This window comes from Streptomyces sp. NPDC048523 (assembly GCF_043199815.1).
Taxonomy (GTDB): Bacteria; Actinomycetota; Actinomycetes; order Streptomycetales; family Streptomycetaceae; genus Streptomyces.
Genome location: NZ_JBICWQ010000001.1, coordinates 639,218 through 655,624 on the forward strand (window position 1 = coordinate 639,218; position 16,407 = coordinate 655,624).

The window sequence follows — 16,407 nt, forward strand, 5'->3', positions numbered from 1 at the left end:
CAGGGGGCGGCCGATGACCGGCACGGGCGTACGGATCGACGGGAACACACTGCGGCTGCCGGGCGGTGCGGCGGTGCGGTTCGTCCGCACCCTGCGGCTGCCCGAGACGGGCACGCATCCGCTGCCGCCGGGGCTCGGCGAGTTCCCGGTGCGCCGTGTCTCCGACTACCCGGACACCGTCCCTGAGCAGTGGCGGGCGCGGGGCGGGGTGATGCTGCCGGTGTATCTGCGGGAGGCGATGTGGCTGAGCTTCGGGGGCACCACCGAGCCCGCCGCCCTGCAGGTCGGGGTGGGCAAGGTGTGCGCGGTCTCCGGGAAACCGTGGAGCGACCGGCTCGCCCGTGATCCGCAGAACTACGTGGTCCTGCCCCGCCAGCCGTGGCTGGACGGCATCAACTCCGGCAAGGGGACGGTCCGCCAGTTCGTCGCGGTGCCGCTCGGACTGGGCGCGACCGTCGAGGGGCAGGTCACCGGCGAGGAGGTCTGGGGCGGCGTACAGCTGCAGTCCTTCCCGCTGGCGGAGGAGCGGCTGGCCGAGTGGCGGGAGGCGCAGCGGCGGCTGCGGTCGGCGAGCGGGCCCGCCATGGGCTACGGCGCCGCCGTACCCATGGCGATGGCCGCGCCCGCCGCTCCGGCGGGGGCGCCGCCCAGGGCCCCGTCGATGGGGCTCGGCGTCGGCGGTTCCATGCGCCAGGAGGTCTACCGGGACGACCGGCCGCTGTCGGACTGGGCGGACACACCGGCCGGGCGGGTCTTCGTGCACCTGGTGACACCGCCCGAGTGGCGCCGCATCACCGGCGAGGCTCCCCCGCCGTCGCCCGTGGACCGCGCGGCGTACACCGCCGCGGGGCTGCCCTGGTTCGACTACTACGACCAGGACGCGGAGGATCTGGCCCCGACGGGCCCGCTGGAGGGCGTGAAGCCGGTCGGTGACTGGCTCGGGGACGATCACGAACCCTGGCAGCCGCCGGGATCGCACCAGGTCACGAAGCTGGGGGACGCACCCGGCAAGCCGGTCGAGGACGGCGACTGGTAGCGGGCGGCCGGGCTCGGGTTGCACCGGCCGGGCGATCCGGGTGAAGGTGGCTGTCCGGGCCGAGAAGACCGATCAGCAGGGGTGCGCAGGAATGGGCAGTGCGAACGGCGGCTGGAGCAGGCGCCGGTTCGTCGGCGCTCTCGCGGGAGCGGGCTCGGGCCTCGTCGGCTGCTCGACGTCGTCCAAACCGTCTTCGGCAGCGGCGCCCTCGCAGGCTCCCGGCTCTCCCGGGACCGTCTCACCGAGCCCGGCGAAAACGCCGTCCGCGGCGGCCCCGACCGGCCCCCGCCCCCTGTATCTCGGCACCTACACCTCCGCCGAGGGAGGCGGCACCGGCATCGGCGTCGCCGCCTACGACGGCGGGAGCGGCCGGATCACCGGCAAGGGCACGATCACCGGTGTCACCAACCCGTCGTATCTCGCGCTGCACCCCGACGGCCGCACGCTGTACGCGGTCGCCGAGCAGGACGCCGGTGCCGTGACCGCCGTACGCCTGTCCGACCGCAAGGTCCTGGGGAGCCGGAGCACGGGTGGCGCGGGGCCGTGTCATCTGTCGGTGCATCCGGGCGGGCGCTGGCTGCTCAGCGCGAACTACGGCTCCGGCAGTGTGGCCGTGCATCCGATCGGCTCCTCGGGAGCCCTCGGCGAACTCAGGGACTCGGTCACACACTCCGGTCCGGCGCCGGGGCCCGGCCAGGAGGGACCGCACGCCCACCAGTTCCTCACCGGTCCCGATAGGAACCATGTGCTCGCCGTCGACCTGGGCACCGACACCGTCTACAGCTATCGCCTCAACGAACGCACCGGCGCCCTCACGGAGCTTTCGCGGGCGCAGACCCGGCCGGGTGCCGGACCGCGCCATCTCACCTTCCATCCCGGGGGCCGGTACGCCTATCTGGCCAACGAGGTCGACAACACGGTGGCGGTCTGCGCCTACGACCCCGGGAGCGGCCGTCTGTCCGTCGGGGCGCCGCAGTCCACGGGGACGGGTTCGGGCACGAACTACCCGGCGCAGTTCCTGGTCACCGCGAACGGCTCGTACGCCTATCTCGCCAACCGGGGCCACAACAGCCTCACGCGGTACGCGGTGGAGGCGGGCGGCGCCCGGCTGAGGCTGCTCGACACCGTGCCGGTGGAGGGTGACTTCCCGCGCCAGATCGCCTTCTCCCCGGACGGCGGGCTGCTCTTCGCGGCGAATCAGAGGTCCGGCACCGTCAGCGTCTTCCACGTGGACACGACGAGCGGCGCTCTGCGACTGGCGGGCAAGCCGTTCGCCTCACCCGTCGCCGTCTGTGCGCTGCCGCTGTAGGGCACGCGGGCAGGACGCGGCGCTCGCCCGGGTCAGCAGGGCGTGCATGCGCTCCGTCAGCCGGGCCACGTCGTCGGCGGGTGCGTGGAAGGGCAGGCGTACGTCGCCGTGGGCGCGGGCGCGCTCGACGCGCAGGGTCAGTCCGTGCCGGTCGACGGCGAGGGGCTGGACGCGGACCACGCCGTGCAGCGTGTCCGGATCGACGAGCCGGGTGAGCCGTTCGACGGCGTCCGGGTGGCAGTCGGCGAGGTGGGTGAGCAGCCGGGCCTCGGCCGTGGCGAGGGGGTCGGGCTCGGCGGCGGCGAACTCGTCGAGGTCGACGACCACGGCGCCGGAGGGGCGGCGCAGCACGACGCGCGTGGCCTTGAGCTCCAGCCGGCCGTCCCCGGGGAGGAACCAGCCGGCGATCCACAGCCGGGCGCGGATACGGCTGCGCACGGGGACGGGTGCCGCGTCGGCGAACTCCAGGACGGCGGACGGCTCCCCGCGGGGCGCGCAGATCGCGGCCGCGACCAGGGTGCTGTCCTCGGGCACGTCCAGCGTCACCCGTCCGTCCTCGGTGACGGTGTGCGCGCCGACGAACTCCTCGCGGCCGCCCTCGGCGGTCACCGCGCAGGACCACGAGGCGGCCAGCACCGACCGGGCGTGTTCCGCCGCGGACGGCGCGGCCGTCCACGTCTGGCTGTCACCCATCCAGTTCCTCCTTAGGTAAGGCTTGCCTAACCTAGCGAAGATCGGCGATGAAGCCAACCCGGAAGGCGCTACGGAAAGGTCAGTGCCCGAGAACACCGAGCAGTGCCCGTGCGCACAGGTCGCGCACCTGCTCCCGGGTCAGGTCCGCGCCGCGCAGCCACTCCAGACAGACGGCCGTGGTGAAGGCCAGCCAGCCGCGGACGGCCAGCTGAAGGTCGGGGCGGTCCTTCGCCGGCTCACCGAACTCCGGGTCCGCCGCCAGCGCCGCGAGGATCTGCCGCTCCTGTGCGGCCAGCGCCCGCTGATAGACCCGGCGCACGGCCTGGTCCCCGGCGGCGTCGGCGCGATGGAAGGCCCGGAAGCCGTGCGCGTGGGCGTGGACGTACTCCAGATACGTGTCAAGGCCCGCCGTCAGCTGCTCGCGCACCGGGATGCCGGGCACGGCCGCGGTCATGGCCAGCATGCGCTCGCTCTCGCGCTCGACGACCGCGGCGAAGAAGTCCCGCTTCGTCGGGAAGTAGTGGTAGAGCAACCCGCGCGAGACGCCGGCGATCTCGGCGACCTGCTCGATCCACACGTCGTCGTACGGGCTCTCCGAGAACAGCCTCGCCCCCACCGACAGGAGCTGCTCCCGGCGCTCCTCGGTGCTGAGCCTGCGGCGCGTGCGCCCGCCCTGCTTCCCGGACATGCCCGCACTTTACTTGACGCCGGTTCAACAACGGGATCAGACTGAGGCGCGCTATTGAACCCACGTACAACGCGCTCAACTGCCGCTGGATCAAGGGAGATCTCGTCATGGCGGAGACGACGGCGGACACGCGGCCGACGGGATTTCGCAGTGCCGAGCTGGGCTGGCCGGAGCTGGACGCCATTCCGCATCCGCCGCGTCGGCTCCCCCTGCTCGGTGACGTGCTGGGCGTCAACCGGGCCACCCCGCTCCAGGACTCGCTGCGCTTCGCTCGCCAATTGGGGCCGATCTACCGGCGCAAGGCGTTCAACCGGGAGTTCGTGTTCGTCTGGGGCGCCGAGCTGGTCGCGGATCTGGCGGACGAGTCGCGGTTCGCCAAACACGTTGGCCTCGGGGTGGCCAATCTGCGGCCGGTCGCCGGCGACGGGCTGTTCACGGCCTACAACCACGAGCCGAACTGGCAGCTGGCGCACGACATTCTGGCACCGGGCTTCAGCCGGGAGGCGATGGAGGCCTACCACCCGATGATGCTGGCCGTGGCCGGGCGGCTGACGGACCACTGGGACCGGGCGCAGGCGGCGGGCCGGCCGGTGGACGTGCCCGGGGACATGACCAAGCTGACCCTGGAGACCATCGCGCGCACCGGGTTCGGGCACGACTTCGGCTCCTTCGAGCGGGAGCGGCCGCATCCCTTCGTCAGGGCGATGGTGGGCACCCTGACCTACGCGCAGCGCCTCAACTCCGTCCCGTTCCCCGCTCTGCTACGGCGTGCCGCGCGGGCGAACGCGGACGACATCGCCTATCTCAACCGCATGGTCGACGACCTGGTCCGGGCCCGGCGCACGGCGGGCGGGGGCGGTGACCTGCTGGACCGGATGCTGGAGACGGCCCATCCGGAGACCGGTGAGCGGCTGTCGCCTCAGAACGTCCGCCGGCAGGTCATCACCTTCCTGGTGGCCGGCCACGAGACCACGTCGGGCGCGCTCTCCTTCGCCCTGCACTACCTCTCCCGCCACCCCGAGGTCGCGGCACGCGCGCGTGCCGAGGTGGACCGGGTCTGGGGCTCCACCGACGTGCCGGGGTACGACCAGGTGGCGAAGCTGCGGTATGTGCGCCGGGTGCTGGACGAGTCGCTGCGGCTGTGGCCGACGGCGCCCGCGTTCGCCCGGGAGGCCATCGAGGACACCGTGCTGGCCGGGCAGCACCCGATGCGGCGGGGTGCGTGGACGCTGGTGCTCACGCCGATGCTGCAGCGCGATCCCGAGGTGTGGGGCGCCGACGCCGAGCGGTTCGACCCGGACCGCTTCGACCCGAAGGCTGTCCGGTCGCGTCCCCCGCATGTCTTCAAGCCGTTCGGCACCGGGGCGCGGGCCTGCATCGGGCGCCAGTTCGCGCTGCACGAGGCCACGCTGGTGCTCGGTCTGCTGCTGCGCCGGTACACGTTGCGGGCCGACCCGGACTACCGGCTCAGCGTGACCGAGCGGCTGACGCTGATGCCGGACGGGCTGCGACTGCACCTGGAACGCCGGGCGGGCGAAGGCGCTACGGCCGTCCCCGTCGCGGATTCCGACGAGGCCCCGCCCCCGGAGTCACGCTGTCCAGTGCACAGGGCGGGTGACTGACTCCGGCAGCCGGGTGCCGGCGCTGCCGCGGGCCGCGTTCAGCTGCGGCTGGGTGAGGAAGAACGCGCCGGTCAGGTCCGCGTCCGTCAGGTCGGTGTCCCGCAGGTCGGCGCCGATCAGGTCCGCGCCGCGCAGGTCGGCGCCGGTGAGGTCGGCCGCTATGAGGTAGGCGCCGCGGAGACTGGCCCCGCGCAGATCGGCACCCTTGAGCCGGGCGCCCATCAGGTCGGCGCCCCGGCGGTTCTTCTTCTTTCCGCCCCTGCCCGCTCGCACCAGTTCGCTGGTCCGCAGGAGGAGGACATTGACCTCCTGCCGGTGCGCGGGGACGTCCAGTGCGGCGAGTTCCTCGGCGGTGCCCCGAGTGAGCGCCTCGGTCCGCTCCAGCATGCGGCGCAGGTCGGCGTGGACCGGGCGGGCGGCGGGCAGGGTGAGCGCCTCGGTGAGGTACCAGAGCAGTTCGTGGAGCTGGCGCACGACCGGGAAGACGTCGAACATCCGGCGGGCGTCCTCACGCGGGCCGGTGCGCCAGTCCCGGCCGCCGAAGGTGACCTGCGAGACCTTCTGCCCGGCGCCGAAGCAGTCGTAGACCGTGCAGCCGGTGAAGCCCTCGTCCCGCAGCCTCGCGTGGATACCGCACCGGTGGTCGTCCCGCAGGTTGGTGCAGGGCTTGCCGGCGGGCTTGTCGCGGGCGAAGTCCGCGGAGGCGGCGAAGGGCAGGGCGACACAGCACAGGCCGAAGCACCGCGCGCAGTCGCCCCTGAGGTCGGTCACATGTTCTTGCATCACGGCAAGCCTAACGGCCCCGCTCACCGACCCACCTGACGGGAACTCACTGACGACTTTCCGGCGATGTGGGGGTCTCCTCATCCAACGGAAAACAAGCTCGGCTACCACAGAGATACCGGCCGAACCGAGGCAGGAGCCGAACGCATCGAGGAGACGTCATGTGCAGCCACCAGCCACCGTGCCCCAGCGTCGACAGCCCCGACCACCACACCGCGGCGATCGTCTCGGCCCATCCCGAACAGGGCTGGAGCCTGCTGTGCAACGGCACCATCGTCTTCGACGACACCGGTGAACTCCTGCCGGACGGACGGGTCGTGGGCCCGCACCGCACTCCTGGCGCGCTGGCCACGGCCGCCTGAGTCAGTACCGCTGCGCCTTCGCCAACTGGGGTGTCAGGACCGGCTCGGCGGGCTTGCGGCTGACGGCGACGGGCTGGGCCCTCTCCCCCGGCTTCAGGTCCTCGGCGCCGACGTACCGGGTCTCCACCACCTTGCCCGACGCGTCGAGGAAGTCGACCTGGACGGCGTACGAGGCCGCCTTGTCGGTCTTGTTGGTGACGGTGACGACGACGGCGAGCAGGCCGCCGGTCCCGGAGCGCGGCTTGCCGGTCATGGTGACCTCGGACATGGCGTTGCCCTGTCCGTCGACCTTGGCGAGTTCGGTCCGCGCGGCCTGGTTGGCCCCCTCCCTCTCGGCGGATACGGAGGCCTCGAAGGAGGAGGCGGCCGCCGAGGCGGACGCGGCCCGCTTCGAGGCCTCGGCCCGCACCGAAGCCTTGACGGACTCGAGCGCGGAGGCCGCGTTGCCGGAGAAGGAGGCCGTGTCCGGGGCGGACGGCGTCACGGAGGACGACGAGGAGCCCCCGGAGTCGTCGTCGCACGCCGTCAGCGTGAGCGTGCTCGCGGCGGCCAGGGCCACGGCGAGGGCGGCGATCCGGGACCGTCCGTGGGGTGACGGTGTGCTCATCGACTGATGTCCTCTCGACTCCGGCGTCGACACTCGACCGAAATGAACCCTATGCCGGAATCAAGAGTGAGGCATGTCGTCGCCCACCCAGAGACCACCCAGGCTGTCAGGCCTCGTCGCGGGCGAGGGCGAGCAGCCGGTCCAGAACGCGGGGGCCGCCCGCGCGGACGCCGTCGTGCTCGAACTCGTCCGTCACCCAGGTGCGCAGACCGCGGATCGCGCGGGCGGTCTCCAGGGAGTGGGCCGTGTCGACGTACATGTCGTCGTGGTAGACGGCGGCGGCGACCGGGACCTCGTTGGCGGCGAGGCGGGCCGGGTCGTACAGGGGCTGCCAGTCGGTGCGGGCGGCGAGGAGTTCGGCCGTCTCGCGCAGCGGCCGCAGGGCAGGGTCGCAGTCGAACAGCCAGGGGTGGATGGTCTCTCCGGTGAACAGCAGCGGCTCGTCCCCGGCGAGGGACTTGGCCGCGTCGAACCGCGGGAACTCGGCGCGCACCCGTTCGGCCGACCAGGCGGTGGGCCGCTCGCCCTGGCCGTAGGTGGCCTCGTGGACAAGGGCGTACAGCGGGTGGGCAGCGTACGAGAGGAGGCCCTGGACCTCTTCCTGGAACGCGTCGGAGAGCTCCGGTCCCTGCGGGGTGCGGACGAAGGCGTGCTCCAGGAGGTAGTGCAGGCGGTGGCTGCCCTCGCTGCCGCCGAGGAGGATGCCGAGCGACTGGAAGGCCTCGACGGTCAGCCGGTATCCGTTCGACAGGGTCACGTCGTGGGTGAGGAGGTGGTCGGCGATACGGCGGGCCCGCTCGATGTCCTGCGGATAACGGGCGTAGTGCGCGGCGACCTTGCGCTCCACGCGCGGGTAGGCGGCCCGGTAGACGTCGTCGGCGTGGGCGTCGAGGGAGGGCAGGCCGCCGGTGATGAGGGCGGCGGCTAGGCCCTCGGGGGCGAGGGACAGATAGGTCGTCGCGCAGAAGCCGCCGAAGCTCTGGCCGAGGACGGTCCAGGGGGCGCCGCCGGTCACCTGGGCGCGGATCGCCTCGCAGTCGCGGACGATGGAGTCGGCGCGGAAGCGCGCCAGATAGTCGGCCTGTTCGGCGGGACCGCCGCGCAGCGGGAGCGTCTGACGGTTCGCGGGCGTGGAGTGGCCGGTGCCGCGCTGGTCGAGCAGCAGGACGCGGTACTCCTTCAGGGCCCGGCCGAACCAGGCTCCCTTGCCGACGAAGCGGTTCGCCCCGAAGCCCGGGCCGCCCTGGAGATAGACCAGCCACGGCAGGTTCTGGCCCGCCTTGTCGCTCGCCACGGCCTCGCGGGCGTAGATCTCGATCGTCTCCCCGGCCGGGTCGTCGTGATCGAGCGGGACGGTGAAGCCGCGGTCGGTGAGGACGAGGCCGGGCTGGCGGTAGGTCGCGGTCAACAGGGCTCCCGGGACGGACGGATTCTTCAGGCGCGTCCCAGTTCAGCACATGTTCGTCCGCCGGCCGACCCCTTCGATCATGAAATCTTACTGACTCGCGGGTCAGCGGGCCGCCAGGCTGGAGCGCCGTACGACCAGTTCGGGCTGCAGCACCACGCGGCGGTGGTCGTGGCGCTTGCCGTTGGTCTCCGCCTCCTCCAGGAGCAGTTCGGCGGCCAGGGCGCCCATGGTGACGGCGGGCTGGCGGACCGAGGTGAGGGGGACGGCCGCGGCGGCGGCGAACTCGATGTCGTCGTAGCCGACGATGGCGAGGTCGTCGGGGACCGTGATGCCGGCCGCGTACATGGCCTGCAGGACGCCGAGGGCGAGCAGGTCGTTGGCGCAGAACACGGCGGTCGGGCGGTCGGCGAGGCCGAGCAGGCGGGCGCCGGCGTCCCGGCCCGCGGCCACGTCGAGCCGTTCGGTGGGCAGCTCGCGCAGATGGTCGGGGCCCAGGCCCGCCTCGGCCAGCGCGTTGAGGGCGCCGGTGCGGCGGTCGCGGACCTGGTTGAGGCCGGGCGGACCGCTGACGTAGGCGATGGAGCGGTGCCCCGCGTCCACGAGGTGGCGCACGGCCAGGGCGCCGCCGGCGACGTCGTCGACGGAGACCGAGCACTCGGTGGTGCCCTCGGCGACCCGGTCGACGAGGACGAAGGGGATGCCGTGGCGGCGGAAGGAGTCGATGTTGCGGCCGGAGGCGTCGGTCGGGGTGAGCAGGACGCCACGGACCCGCTGCTCGGCGAAGAGGGACAGGTACTCCGCCTCCTCGCTGGCGCTCTGGGCGCTGTTGCAGACCATCACGCCGAGGCCTTCCTCGCGGGCGGCCCGTTCGGCGCCGCGGGCGACGTCGACGAAGAAGGGGTTGCCCATGTCGAGCACGAGCAGGCCCATGATCCGGCTGCGGCCCGCGCGCAGTTGGCGGGCGGACTCGCTGCGGACATAGCCGAGCCGGTCTATCGCGGACAGGACGCGCGCCCGGGTCTCGGTGGCGACGGAGTCCGGGCGGTTGATGACGTTCGAGACCGTGCCGACGGAGACTCCGGCGGCGCGGGCGACGTCCTTGATACCCACCGACTGGGCCATCGGGCAGGGACCTCCAGGAAGACGGGGGGCGACAGGACGACCTTCACATTATCGTCGAGTCGCCCCCACACCGGTCACGATCAGGCAGGCAGTGCGAAGTCGACGACGTGGAGCGCCGAGGGGGTCGTGCCGCTCGATTTCTCCTGGTACATGAACGACAGCACGTTGTCCTGTGCGATCCGCATCTCGTCGATCACGACCTCACCGAAGGCGTTGAGACCGCTGCCGTCGAACAGGATCTTCCAGTCGGTGTACCCGGACGCCTTGGAGGCGGCGGCGATCCGGCCGAACGGGAAGATCGCGTAGGCGTTGTCGTACTTGTCGAGGACCAGCTTGGTGCGCTGGCTGGAGCCGAGCACGACCGGGATCTCGGTCTTCTGCCAGGTGCCCGAGGAGTTCTTGCGGACGTGGAAGGCGCGGCCGTTGGCGGTGCGGTCCGAGACGTAGTTCGTGGTGCACTGACCGAAGCGGCCCGGCACGTACGAGATGATCGCGTGCGGCAGACCGGAGGAGTCGGTGGACTGGCTCTCCTGGTTCATCAGGGAGTGGTCCGGGTTCAGCGCGTCGATGACCAGGCCGCTGTCGGTGACGGCGACCTTGTCGGAGCCGCCGGTGGTGCCGACGACGGTCCCGGCGTTGGTGCGCCAGGTGCGGCCGCGGTCGTCGGAGTAGACGTAGCCGGTGTCGTGGTTGGTGATGCCGCCGCTGGAGCACATCACGGCGCCGTTCTGCTCACGCCAGGTGAAGAAGGAGTGCAGCCGGCCGTTCTTGTCGTAGTCGATGCCGTGCAGGTACATGTTGCGGGCCGTCGAGGAGCCGTGCTCGCTGGTGTAGGTGCCGGTGGAGGCGGACCACTCGCCGAGGTCGGTCCAGGTGGAACCGTCGTACTCCGCCAGGGCGTTGCGGCCGTTGCCGGATATCCCGCGCCGGTAGCTGAGCTGGAGCTTGCCGTCGGGGGTGGAGACGAACTGCGGGTAGGTGAACTGCGACGTGAGGGCGACGCCGTCCAGGGTGGACTGGGGTGCGCCGAACCGGGCGGCGGTCCAGCTCAGTCCGGACGGGTTGTCCATGAGGCCCGCGACCGACTTGACGTAGGTGAAGCCGTCGCTGTGCGAGTCCATGTTGAGGTGGAGGCGGCCGTCCACCTTGGAGACGCCCATGGAGATGACGTTGTGGGAGTCGCTGGTCTTGAGGGTGTGTCCGACCTGGACGGTGGACCAGGTGCCCCCGCCGAGGACGCGGCGGCCGACGACGGCGTTCTTGTCGGCGGTGTACCAGACGGCGTACTGATAGCCCTTGTAGGTCAGCAGGCCGTTCTTCTGGAACGAGTTGTTGTTGACGAGGCCGTCGTAGGAGACGAAGAAGACGGCCTGGCTGTCGAGCGTGGTGGTGCCGGTCCGGGTGACGGAGGGACCGGGGTCGGCGGCGCGGGCGGTGCCGCCGGTGAGCGCGGTGGTGGACATGGCGGACACGATGGCACCTGCGAGCAGTGTGCGTCTTTTCATGGTGCGGCTCCTGCGGTGCTGATGGGGCCTTGCGGGGAGGGGTCAGGCGAGGTGGAACACCTCGGTGAGCGGTTTCATCGCCTCGTCCGGGCGGGCTCCGTCGAGGGACTCGAAGAACTCGCCCATCTCGGCCTGCCAGCGGGCGTTGACCTCGGTGGCTTCCATACCGGCCTTGGCGGCCTCGAAGTCCTCGGTCTCCAGATAGCCGACGAGCAGGCCGTCGTCGCGCAGGAAGAGCGAGTAGTTGTGCCAGCCGGTGGCCGAGAGTGCGTCCAGCATCTCCGGCCACACGGCGGCGTGTCGTTCGCGGTACTCGGCGAGCTTGTCCTGACGGACCTTGAGGAGGAAACAGACGCGCTGCATGAAGTACCAGCTCCCGACAGGGACAGAGGGGACTAGAAGTTGAACTGGTCGATGTTCTTGGCGGTGAACACGGTCGGCTTGCCGAGGTTGATCACGCCGTCCTTGCCGATGGTGTACGTGGTGCCGCCGGCCTTGAAGGTCTCGCCCTCCTTGCCGGTGATCTGGCCGGAGACCAGGGCGACGGCGGTCTGGGCGGCCAGCGCGCCGAGCTTCGCCGGGTCCCACAGCTCGAAGCCCTCGACGGTCCCGTTCTTGACGTACTTGCGCATGTCGTTGGGGGTGCCGAGGCCGGTCAGCTTGACCTTGCCCTTGTACTTGGAGCCGGAGAGGTACTGGGCGGCGGCCTTGATGCCGACGGTGGTCGGGGAGATGATCCCCTTCAGGTTCGGGTACTCCTGGAGCAGGCCCTGGGTCTGCTGGAAGGACTGCTGGGCGTCGTCATTGCCGTACGCGACCTTGACGAGCTTGATGTTCTTGTACTTGTCCTGCTTCAGCTCGTCCTTCATGAAGTCGATCCAGGTGTTCTGGTTCGTCGCCGTCTGCGCGGCGGACAGGATCGCGATCTCGCCCTTGTAGCCGATCTGCTCGGCAAGCAGCTGCACCTCGGTGCGGCCCAGGTCCTCGGCGGAGGCCTGCGAGACGAAGGCGTTGCGGCAGTCGGCCTTGGTGTCGGAGTCGTAGGTGACGACCTTGATGTCGTTCGACATGGCCTGCTTGAGGGCGGTGCACAGGGCGCCCGGGTCCTGCGCGGACACGGCCATCGCGTTCACCTGCTGCTGGGTGAGCGTGTTGACGTAGGAGACCTGCCCGGCGGTGTCGGTGGCGCTGGACGGACCGACCTCCTTGTACTTGGAGCCCAGCTCCGTCAGGGCCGCCTCGCCGCCCTTGTCGGCGGAGGTGAAGTACGGGTTGTTGACCTGCTTGGGCAGGAACCCGACGGTCAGGCCCTTCTTGGTGGCCGCGTTCGGGTCCGCCTTGGCGGTCGAGGCGGCCGAGGCGCCCTCGTCCTGCACGTCCTTCTTGGTGGTGCCGCCGCACGCGGTGAGCGCGAGGGCGAGGGAGGTGCCGGCGGCGAGGGCCGCACAGGAACGGCGGAGGGATGACTTACGCATGACGGATCTTCCTTACGAGGGTGAGCGGATACGAGGTTTCCTTGGAGCTTCCGGACCTATGCGGCCGGTGTGGGCGCCTTGGACGCCGGTGTCGAGGCGGCTCGGCGGCCGGCCCTCGCAACCGAGATCTGCCGTGCGACCCGGGGGCCGAGCACGGAGAGGACGAGGAGAACGCCGGTGACGACGATCTGGGACTGGGCGGAGACGTCCTGGAGGCTCATCACGTTCTGCAGCGCGCCGAGCAGGAAGACTCCCGCGATCGCGCCGCCGAGCGTGCCCTTGCCGCCGTCGAAGTCGATGCCGCCCAGCAACACGGCGGCCACGACGGAGAGTTCGAGCCCGGTGGCGTTGTCGTAGCGGGCGCTGGCGTAGTGCAGTGCCCAGAAGATGCCGGTGAGGGAGGCCATCAGGCCCGTCACCGTGAACAGGATGAGCTTCTGGCGCTTGACCCGGATGCCGGCGAAGCGTGCCGCCTCCTCGCTCGCGCCGGTCGCGAACACCGACCGTCCGAACGGCGTGGCGTGCAGGACGACCACGGCGATCGCGAGCAGGACCAGGAAGGGCAGGAAGGCCTGCGGGATGAACGTGTCCCCGACCCGCCCCGCCGCGAAGTTCAGGTACTGAGTGGGGAAGTCGGTCACCGCGTCGGAGCCGAGCACGATCTGTGCGATGCCCCGGTAGGCGGCGAGGGTGCCGATGGTGACGGCGAGGGAGGGCAGGCCCAGCCGGGTCACGAGCAGGCCGTTGACCAGCCCGCAGACCACTCCGAGCAGCAGGCAGATCGGGATGATCACCTCGATCGTCAGGCCCTGGTTCCACAGGGCGCCCATCACCGCGCCGGACAGACCCGCGGTGGAGGCGACGGAGAGGTCGATCTCGCCGGAGACCACGAGCATGGTCATCGGCAGGGCGATCAACGCGATCGGCAGGGTGTTGCCGATCAGGAACGACAGGTTGAGGGCGTTGCCGAACCCGTCGACCGTCCCGAAGGACAGCAGCAGGACCACGATCAGGAGAGCGCCGACGACCGTGTCCCAGCGGATCGCACGCGTCAGGGAGTCAGGCATGGCGGGCGTTCCTCTTCTTCAGGGCCAAGGCCACGCGCAGCGCGACGATCCGGTCGACCGCGATGGCGAGGATGAGCAGGATGCCGTTGATGGCGAGCACCCAGACCGAGCTGACGCCGAGGGCGGGCAGCACGCTGTTGATGGAGGTCAGCAGCAGGGCGCCGAGCGCCGCGCCGTAGACGCTGCCGGAGCCGCCGGTGAAGACGACACCGCCGACCACGACCGCGCTGACGACGGTCAGTTCGTAACCGGTGCCGGTCCCGGAGTCGACGTTGCCGAACCGGGCCAGGTACATCGCCCCGGCGAGACCGGCGAGACCGCCGCAGAAGGTGTACGCGGCCAGGATCCGCTTGCGCACCGGGATGCCGGCGAGCCGTGCGGCCTCGGGGTTGGAGCCGAGCGCGTACAGCTCGCGTCCGCTGCCGAAGTGCTTGAGGTAGTAGGCGGTGGCGATGAGCACCGCGAGCGCGATGAGGGCCAGCCAGGGCACGGCGGAGATACCGCCGGAGCCGAAGTTCACGAAGCTGTCCGGGAGGTCGGCCGCCGTGATCTGGCGGGAGCCGACCCAGATGGAGTCGATGCCGCGAATGATGTAGAGCGTGCCGAGGGTGACCACGAGCGCGGGCACCTGGCCGAGGCTGACGAGGAGGCCGTTGAGCAGGCCGAAGCCGATGCCGAACAGGACCGCGAGCCCGATCGCCACGACGGGGTTCCCGCCGCCCTGGAGGTAGGTACCGGCGGCGAAGGCGCTGATCCCGAGGATGGAGCCGACCGAGAGGTCGACGTTCCTCGTGATGACCACCAGCGACTGTCCGGTGGCGACCAGTACCAGGATCGTGGCGTTCAGCAGCAGGTCCTTGATGCCCTGCTCGGTGAGGAAGTCGCTGTTCCCGATCTGGGTGACGACGATCATCACCAGGAACACGGCCAGGATGGCGAGCTCGCGCATCTTGAAGACGCGGTCGACGAGCCGGGTGGCACCGGCCTTCGGCACCTCCGCGGGAGGGGCCTGCTGGGGGGTGGTGACCGTCATGCGGCGGCCCTCCCGGTGGCTGCGGCCATCACGGTTTCCTCGGTGGCGTCGGAGCGCGGGATCTCGGCGGTGAGGCGGCCCTCGTGCATCACGAGCACGCGGTCGGCCATGCCGAGGATCTCGGGCAGGTCGGAGGAGATCATCAGGATGGCCACCCCGTCGGCGGCCAGCTCGCTGAGCAGCCGGTGCACCTCGGCCTTGGTGCCGACGTCGATGCCGCGGGTCGGCTCGTCGACGATGAGCACCTTGGGGCCGGTGGCCAGCCACTTGGCGAGGACGACCTTCTGCTGGTTGCCGCCCGACAGGGTGTTGACGGTGTCGGCGATCCGGGCGTACTTCACCTGGAGCTTGACGGCCCAGTCGAGGGAACGGCTGCGTTCGGCGCCGCGGTCCATGAGGCCCGCCTTGACGGTTGTACGGAGTCCGGTGAGGCCGATGTTGCGCTCGATGGACATGTCCATCACGAGGCCCTGGGCGCGCCGGTCCTCGGGGACCAGGGCGAGCCCTGCGGCCATCGCGGTCGAAGGGGCGCCGTTGACCAGTGCCTTTCCGTCCACGGAGACCTCGCCAGCGTCCCAGCGGTCGATGCCGAACACGGCTCGGGCGACTTCGGTACGGCCCGCTCCGACGAGGCCCGCGAGGCCGACGATCTCGCCCTGCCTGACCTCGAAGGAGACGTCGGTGAAGACGCCTTCCCGGGTCAGCCTGCTCACCGTGAGCGCGACCTCGCCGGGGCGTACGTCCTGCTTGGGGTAGAGCTCGTCGAGGTCGCGGCCGACCATGCGGCGGACGAGGTCGTCCTCGGTCATGCCCTCGATCGGCTCGCTGGCGATCCAGGCGCCGTCGCGCAGGGTGGTGACCGTCTGGCAGATCTGGAAGATCTCCTCCAGGCGGTGCGAGATGAACAGCACCGCGGCGCCCTGCTCCCGGAGCGCCTTGACGACGCCGAAGAGACGCGCCACCTCGCTGCCGGTCAGGGCCGCGGTGGGCTCGTCCATGATCAGGACGCGGGCCTCGAAGGACAGCGCCTTGGCGATCTCGACGATCTGCTGGTCGGCGATGGACAGGCCGCGTGCCGGGCGGTCGGGGTCGAGTTCGACCCCGAGGCGCTGCATCAGGGCCAGGGTCGCGGCGTGCGTGGCCCTGTGGTCGATCCGTCCGAGGGCGCGCCTGGGCTGGCGGCCCATGAAGATGTTCTCGGCGATCGACAGGTCGGGGAAGAGCGTGGGCTCCTGGTAGATGACGGCGATCCCGGCGTCGCGGGCGTCGCCGGGGCCGTGGAAGACGACCGGCTGACCGTCGAGCAGTACCTGGCCGGTGTCCGGCCGGTGCACTCCCGCGAGGGTCTTGATGAGGGTCGACTTGCCCGCGCCGTTCTCGCCGGCGAGGGCGTGCACCTCCCCGGGAAACAGCTCCAGGGAGACGTCCCGCAGGGCGCGAACCGCACCGAAGGACTTCGAAATGTCCCTGAGCGCGAGAACCGGGGCCGGACCCGTGGTGGACGGGTGGGTCATTGGGGGCTCCTCGACGACGCCGGCGGGACGACCCTCTCGGCGTCGTGAAAGGTTTCAACTTGGTTGCCGGGACGTTAGACATGCCGCGCATGTCACGTCAATGGGTTCGTGTCGAAAATGTTTCGATGAACTCAGGTCACAGGGGAGTCACGGGCAACAGCCTTGGTCGCAGGGGTTGACACC

16 protein-coding genes are annotated in these 16,407 nt (G+C 70.9%); 4 read left to right on the top strand and 12 right to left on the bottom strand.

The genetic code is table 11. The features are described from left to right. Positions 1-13: 13 nt before the first annotated feature. Positions 14-1,036 carry a hypothetical protein gene (locus tag ACGFWE_RS02965; protein ID WP_393597404.1) on the top strand — a complete coding sequence of 341 codons (1,023 nt, stop codon included), beginning with the start codon at positions 14-16 and terminating at the stop codon, positions 1,034-1,036. A gap of 91 nt (positions 1,037-1,127) precedes the next feature. After that, positions 1,128-2,345 carry a lactonase family protein gene (locus tag ACGFWE_RS02970; protein WP_393597405.1) on the top strand — a complete coding sequence of 406 codons (1,218 nt, stop codon included), beginning with the start codon at positions 1,128-1,130 and terminating at the stop codon, positions 2,343-2,345. On the opposite strand, the gene ACGFWE_RS02975 is transcribed toward ACGFWE_RS02970, so the two are convergent. Then, positions 2,313-3,038 carry a DUF2470 domain-containing protein gene (locus ACGFWE_RS02975; RefSeq protein ID WP_393597407.1) on the bottom strand — a complete coding sequence of 242 codons (726 nt, stop codon included), beginning with the start codon at positions 3,036-3,038 and terminating at the stop codon, positions 2,313-2,315. The genes ACGFWE_RS02970 and ACGFWE_RS02975 overlap by 33 nt on opposite strands. 79 nt (positions 3,039-3,117) lie before the next feature. Continuing rightward, positions 3,118-3,726: a TetR/AcrR family transcriptional regulator gene (locus ACGFWE_RS02980; protein WP_352384773.1), complete on the bottom strand. Its 609-nt coding sequence runs from the start codon at positions 3,724-3,726 to the stop codon at positions 3,118-3,120. Positions 3,727-3,833: 107 nt separating this feature from the next. Here ACGFWE_RS02980 and ACGFWE_RS02985 point away from each other — a divergent pair, with 107 nt between their 5' ends. After that, the gene (locus ACGFWE_RS02985) at positions 3,834-5,348 is read left to right on the top strand and encodes a cytochrome P450 (RefSeq protein WP_393597409.1); all 1,515 of its coding nucleotides are present in this window, start codon (positions 3,834-3,836) and stop codon (positions 5,346-5,348) included. Here the strand turns inward: ACGFWE_RS02985 and ACGFWE_RS02990 are convergent. Beyond that, on the bottom strand, positions 5,316-6,131 hold the full coding sequence (locus tag ACGFWE_RS02990; protein WP_393597411.1) for a pentapeptide repeat-containing protein: 816 nt from the start codon (positions 6,129-6,131) through the stop codon (positions 5,316-5,318). The genes ACGFWE_RS02985 and ACGFWE_RS02990 overlap by 33 nt on opposite strands. Positions 6,132-6,292: 161 nt before the next feature. Between ACGFWE_RS02990 and ACGFWE_RS02995 the strand changes: the two genes are divergently transcribed. Further along, positions 6,293-6,493 carry a DUF5999 family protein gene (locus ACGFWE_RS02995; RefSeq protein ID WP_352384767.1) on the top strand — a complete coding sequence of 67 codons (201 nt, stop codon included), beginning with the start codon at positions 6,293-6,295 and terminating at the stop codon, positions 6,491-6,493. A gap of 1 nt (position 6,494) precedes the next feature. On the opposite strand, the gene ACGFWE_RS03000 is transcribed toward ACGFWE_RS02995, so the two are convergent. The 9 genes from ACGFWE_RS03000 to ACGFWE_RS03040 all read right to left on the bottom strand — a co-directional run bounded on the left by ACGFWE_RS03000 (position 6,495) and on the right by ACGFWE_RS03040 (position 16,224). Continuing rightward, the gene (locus ACGFWE_RS03000) at positions 6,495-7,100 is read right to left on the bottom strand and encodes an FxLYD domain-containing protein (protein WP_393597413.1); all 606 of its coding nucleotides are present in this window, start codon (positions 7,098-7,100) and stop codon (positions 6,495-6,497) included. A 106-nt stretch (positions 7,101-7,206) separates the two neighbouring features. After that, positions 7,207-8,508, bottom strand: coding sequence for an alpha/beta fold hydrolase (locus tag ACGFWE_RS03005; protein WP_393597415.1), 1,302 nt, complete (start codon positions 8,506-8,508; stop codon positions 7,207-7,209). Positions 8,509-8,610: 102 nt separating this feature from the next. Continuing rightward, positions 8,611-9,630 (bottom strand): LacI family DNA-binding transcriptional regulator, encoded by a 1,020-nt coding sequence (locus ACGFWE_RS03010; RefSeq protein ID WP_352384761.1) that lies wholly within the window; start codon positions 9,628-9,630, stop codon positions 8,611-8,613. Between the two features lie 80 nt (positions 9,631-9,710). Continuing rightward, positions 9,711-11,135 carry a BNR repeat-containing protein gene (locus tag ACGFWE_RS03015; protein WP_352384759.1) on the bottom strand — a complete coding sequence of 475 codons (1,425 nt, stop codon included), beginning with the start codon at positions 11,133-11,135 and terminating at the stop codon, positions 9,711-9,713. A 42-nt stretch (positions 11,136-11,177) separates the two neighbouring features. Further along, positions 11,178-11,498, bottom strand: a complete 321-nt coding sequence (locus ACGFWE_RS03020; RefSeq protein WP_062040203.1) for an L-rhamnose mutarotase — start codon at positions 11,496-11,498, stop codon at positions 11,178-11,180. A 32-nt stretch (positions 11,499-11,530) separates the two neighbouring features. Continuing rightward, positions 11,531-12,610 (bottom strand): rhamnose ABC transporter substrate-binding protein, encoded by a 1,080-nt coding sequence (gene rhaS, locus ACGFWE_RS03025; RefSeq protein WP_352384757.1) that lies wholly within the window; start codon positions 12,608-12,610, stop codon positions 11,531-11,533. Between the two features lie 56 nt (positions 12,611-12,666). After that, positions 12,667-13,677, bottom strand: a complete 1,011-nt coding sequence (locus ACGFWE_RS03030; RefSeq protein WP_393597418.1) for an ABC transporter permease — start codon at positions 13,675-13,677, stop codon at positions 12,667-12,669. Beyond that, entirely contained in the window at positions 13,670-14,710 is a 1,041-nt protein-coding gene (locus ACGFWE_RS03035) for an ABC transporter permease (RefSeq protein WP_352384753.1), read from the bottom strand. The genes ACGFWE_RS03030 and ACGFWE_RS03035 overlap by 8 nt, the downstream gene beginning before the upstream one ends. Then, complete coding sequence (locus ACGFWE_RS03040) at positions 14,707-16,224, bottom strand: sugar ABC transporter ATP-binding protein (RefSeq protein WP_352384751.1); 1,518 nt, start codon at positions 16,222-16,224, stop codon at positions 14,707-14,709. The genes ACGFWE_RS03035 and ACGFWE_RS03040 overlap by 4 nt, the downstream gene beginning before the upstream one ends. Between the last annotated feature and the right edge of the window lie 183 nt (positions 16,225-16,407).

Coding starts and splice junctions, on each gene's coding strand:
- ACGFWE_RS03035 (WP_352384753.1), bottom strand. CDS start 14,710: ATGACGGTCACCACCCCCCAGCAGGCCCCTCCCGCGGAGGTGCCGAAG.
- ACGFWE_RS03020 (WP_062040203.1), bottom strand. CDS start 11,498: ATGCAGCGCGTCTGTTTCCTCCTCAAGGTCCGTCAGGACAAGCTCGCC.
- ACGFWE_RS02975 (WP_393597407.1), bottom strand. CDS start 3,038: ATGGGTGACAGCCAGACGTGGACGGCCGCGCCGTCCGCGGCGGAACAC.
- ACGFWE_RS02995 (WP_352384767.1), top strand. CDS start 6,293: ATGTGCAGCCACCAGCCACCGTGCCCCAGCGTCGACAGCCCCGACCAC.
- ACGFWE_RS02980 (WP_352384773.1), bottom strand. CDS start 3,726: ATGTCCGGGAAGCAGGGCGGGCGCACGCGCCGCAGGCTCAGCACCGAG.
- ACGFWE_RS03040 (WP_352384751.1), bottom strand. CDS start 16,224: ATGACCCACCCGTCCACCACGGGTCCGGCCCCGGTTCTCGCGCTCAGG.
- ACGFWE_RS02990 (WP_393597411.1), bottom strand. CDS start 6,131: ATGCAAGAACATGTGACCGACCTCAGGGGCGACTGCGCGCGGTGCTTC.
- ACGFWE_RS03000 (WP_393597413.1), bottom strand. CDS start 7,100: ATGAGCACACCGTCACCCCACGGACGGTCCCGGATCGCCGCCCTCGCC.
- ACGFWE_RS03010 (WP_352384761.1), bottom strand. CDS start 9,630: ATGGCCCAGTCGGTGGGTATCAAGGACGTCGCCCGCGCCGCCGGAGTC.
- ACGFWE_RS03030 (WP_393597418.1), bottom strand. CDS start 13,677: ATGCCTGACTCCCTGACGCGTGCGATCCGCTGGGACACGGTCGTCGGC.
- rhaS (WP_352384757.1), bottom strand. CDS start 12,610: ATGCGTAAGTCATCCCTCCGCCGTTCCTGTGCGGCCCTCGCCGCCGGC.
- ACGFWE_RS02985 (WP_393597409.1), top strand. CDS start 3,834: ATGGCGGAGACGACGGCGGACACGCGGCCGACGGGATTTCGCAGTGCC.
- ACGFWE_RS03015 (WP_352384759.1), bottom strand. CDS start 11,135: ATGAAAAGACGCACACTGCTCGCAGGTGCCATCGTGTCCGCCATGTCC.
- ACGFWE_RS02970 (WP_393597405.1), top strand. CDS start 1,128: ATGGGCAGTGCGAACGGCGGCTGGAGCAGGCGCCGGTTCGTCGGCGCT.
- ACGFWE_RS02965 (WP_393597404.1), top strand. CDS start 14: ATGACCGGCACGGGCGTACGGATCGACGGGAACACACTGCGGCTGCCG.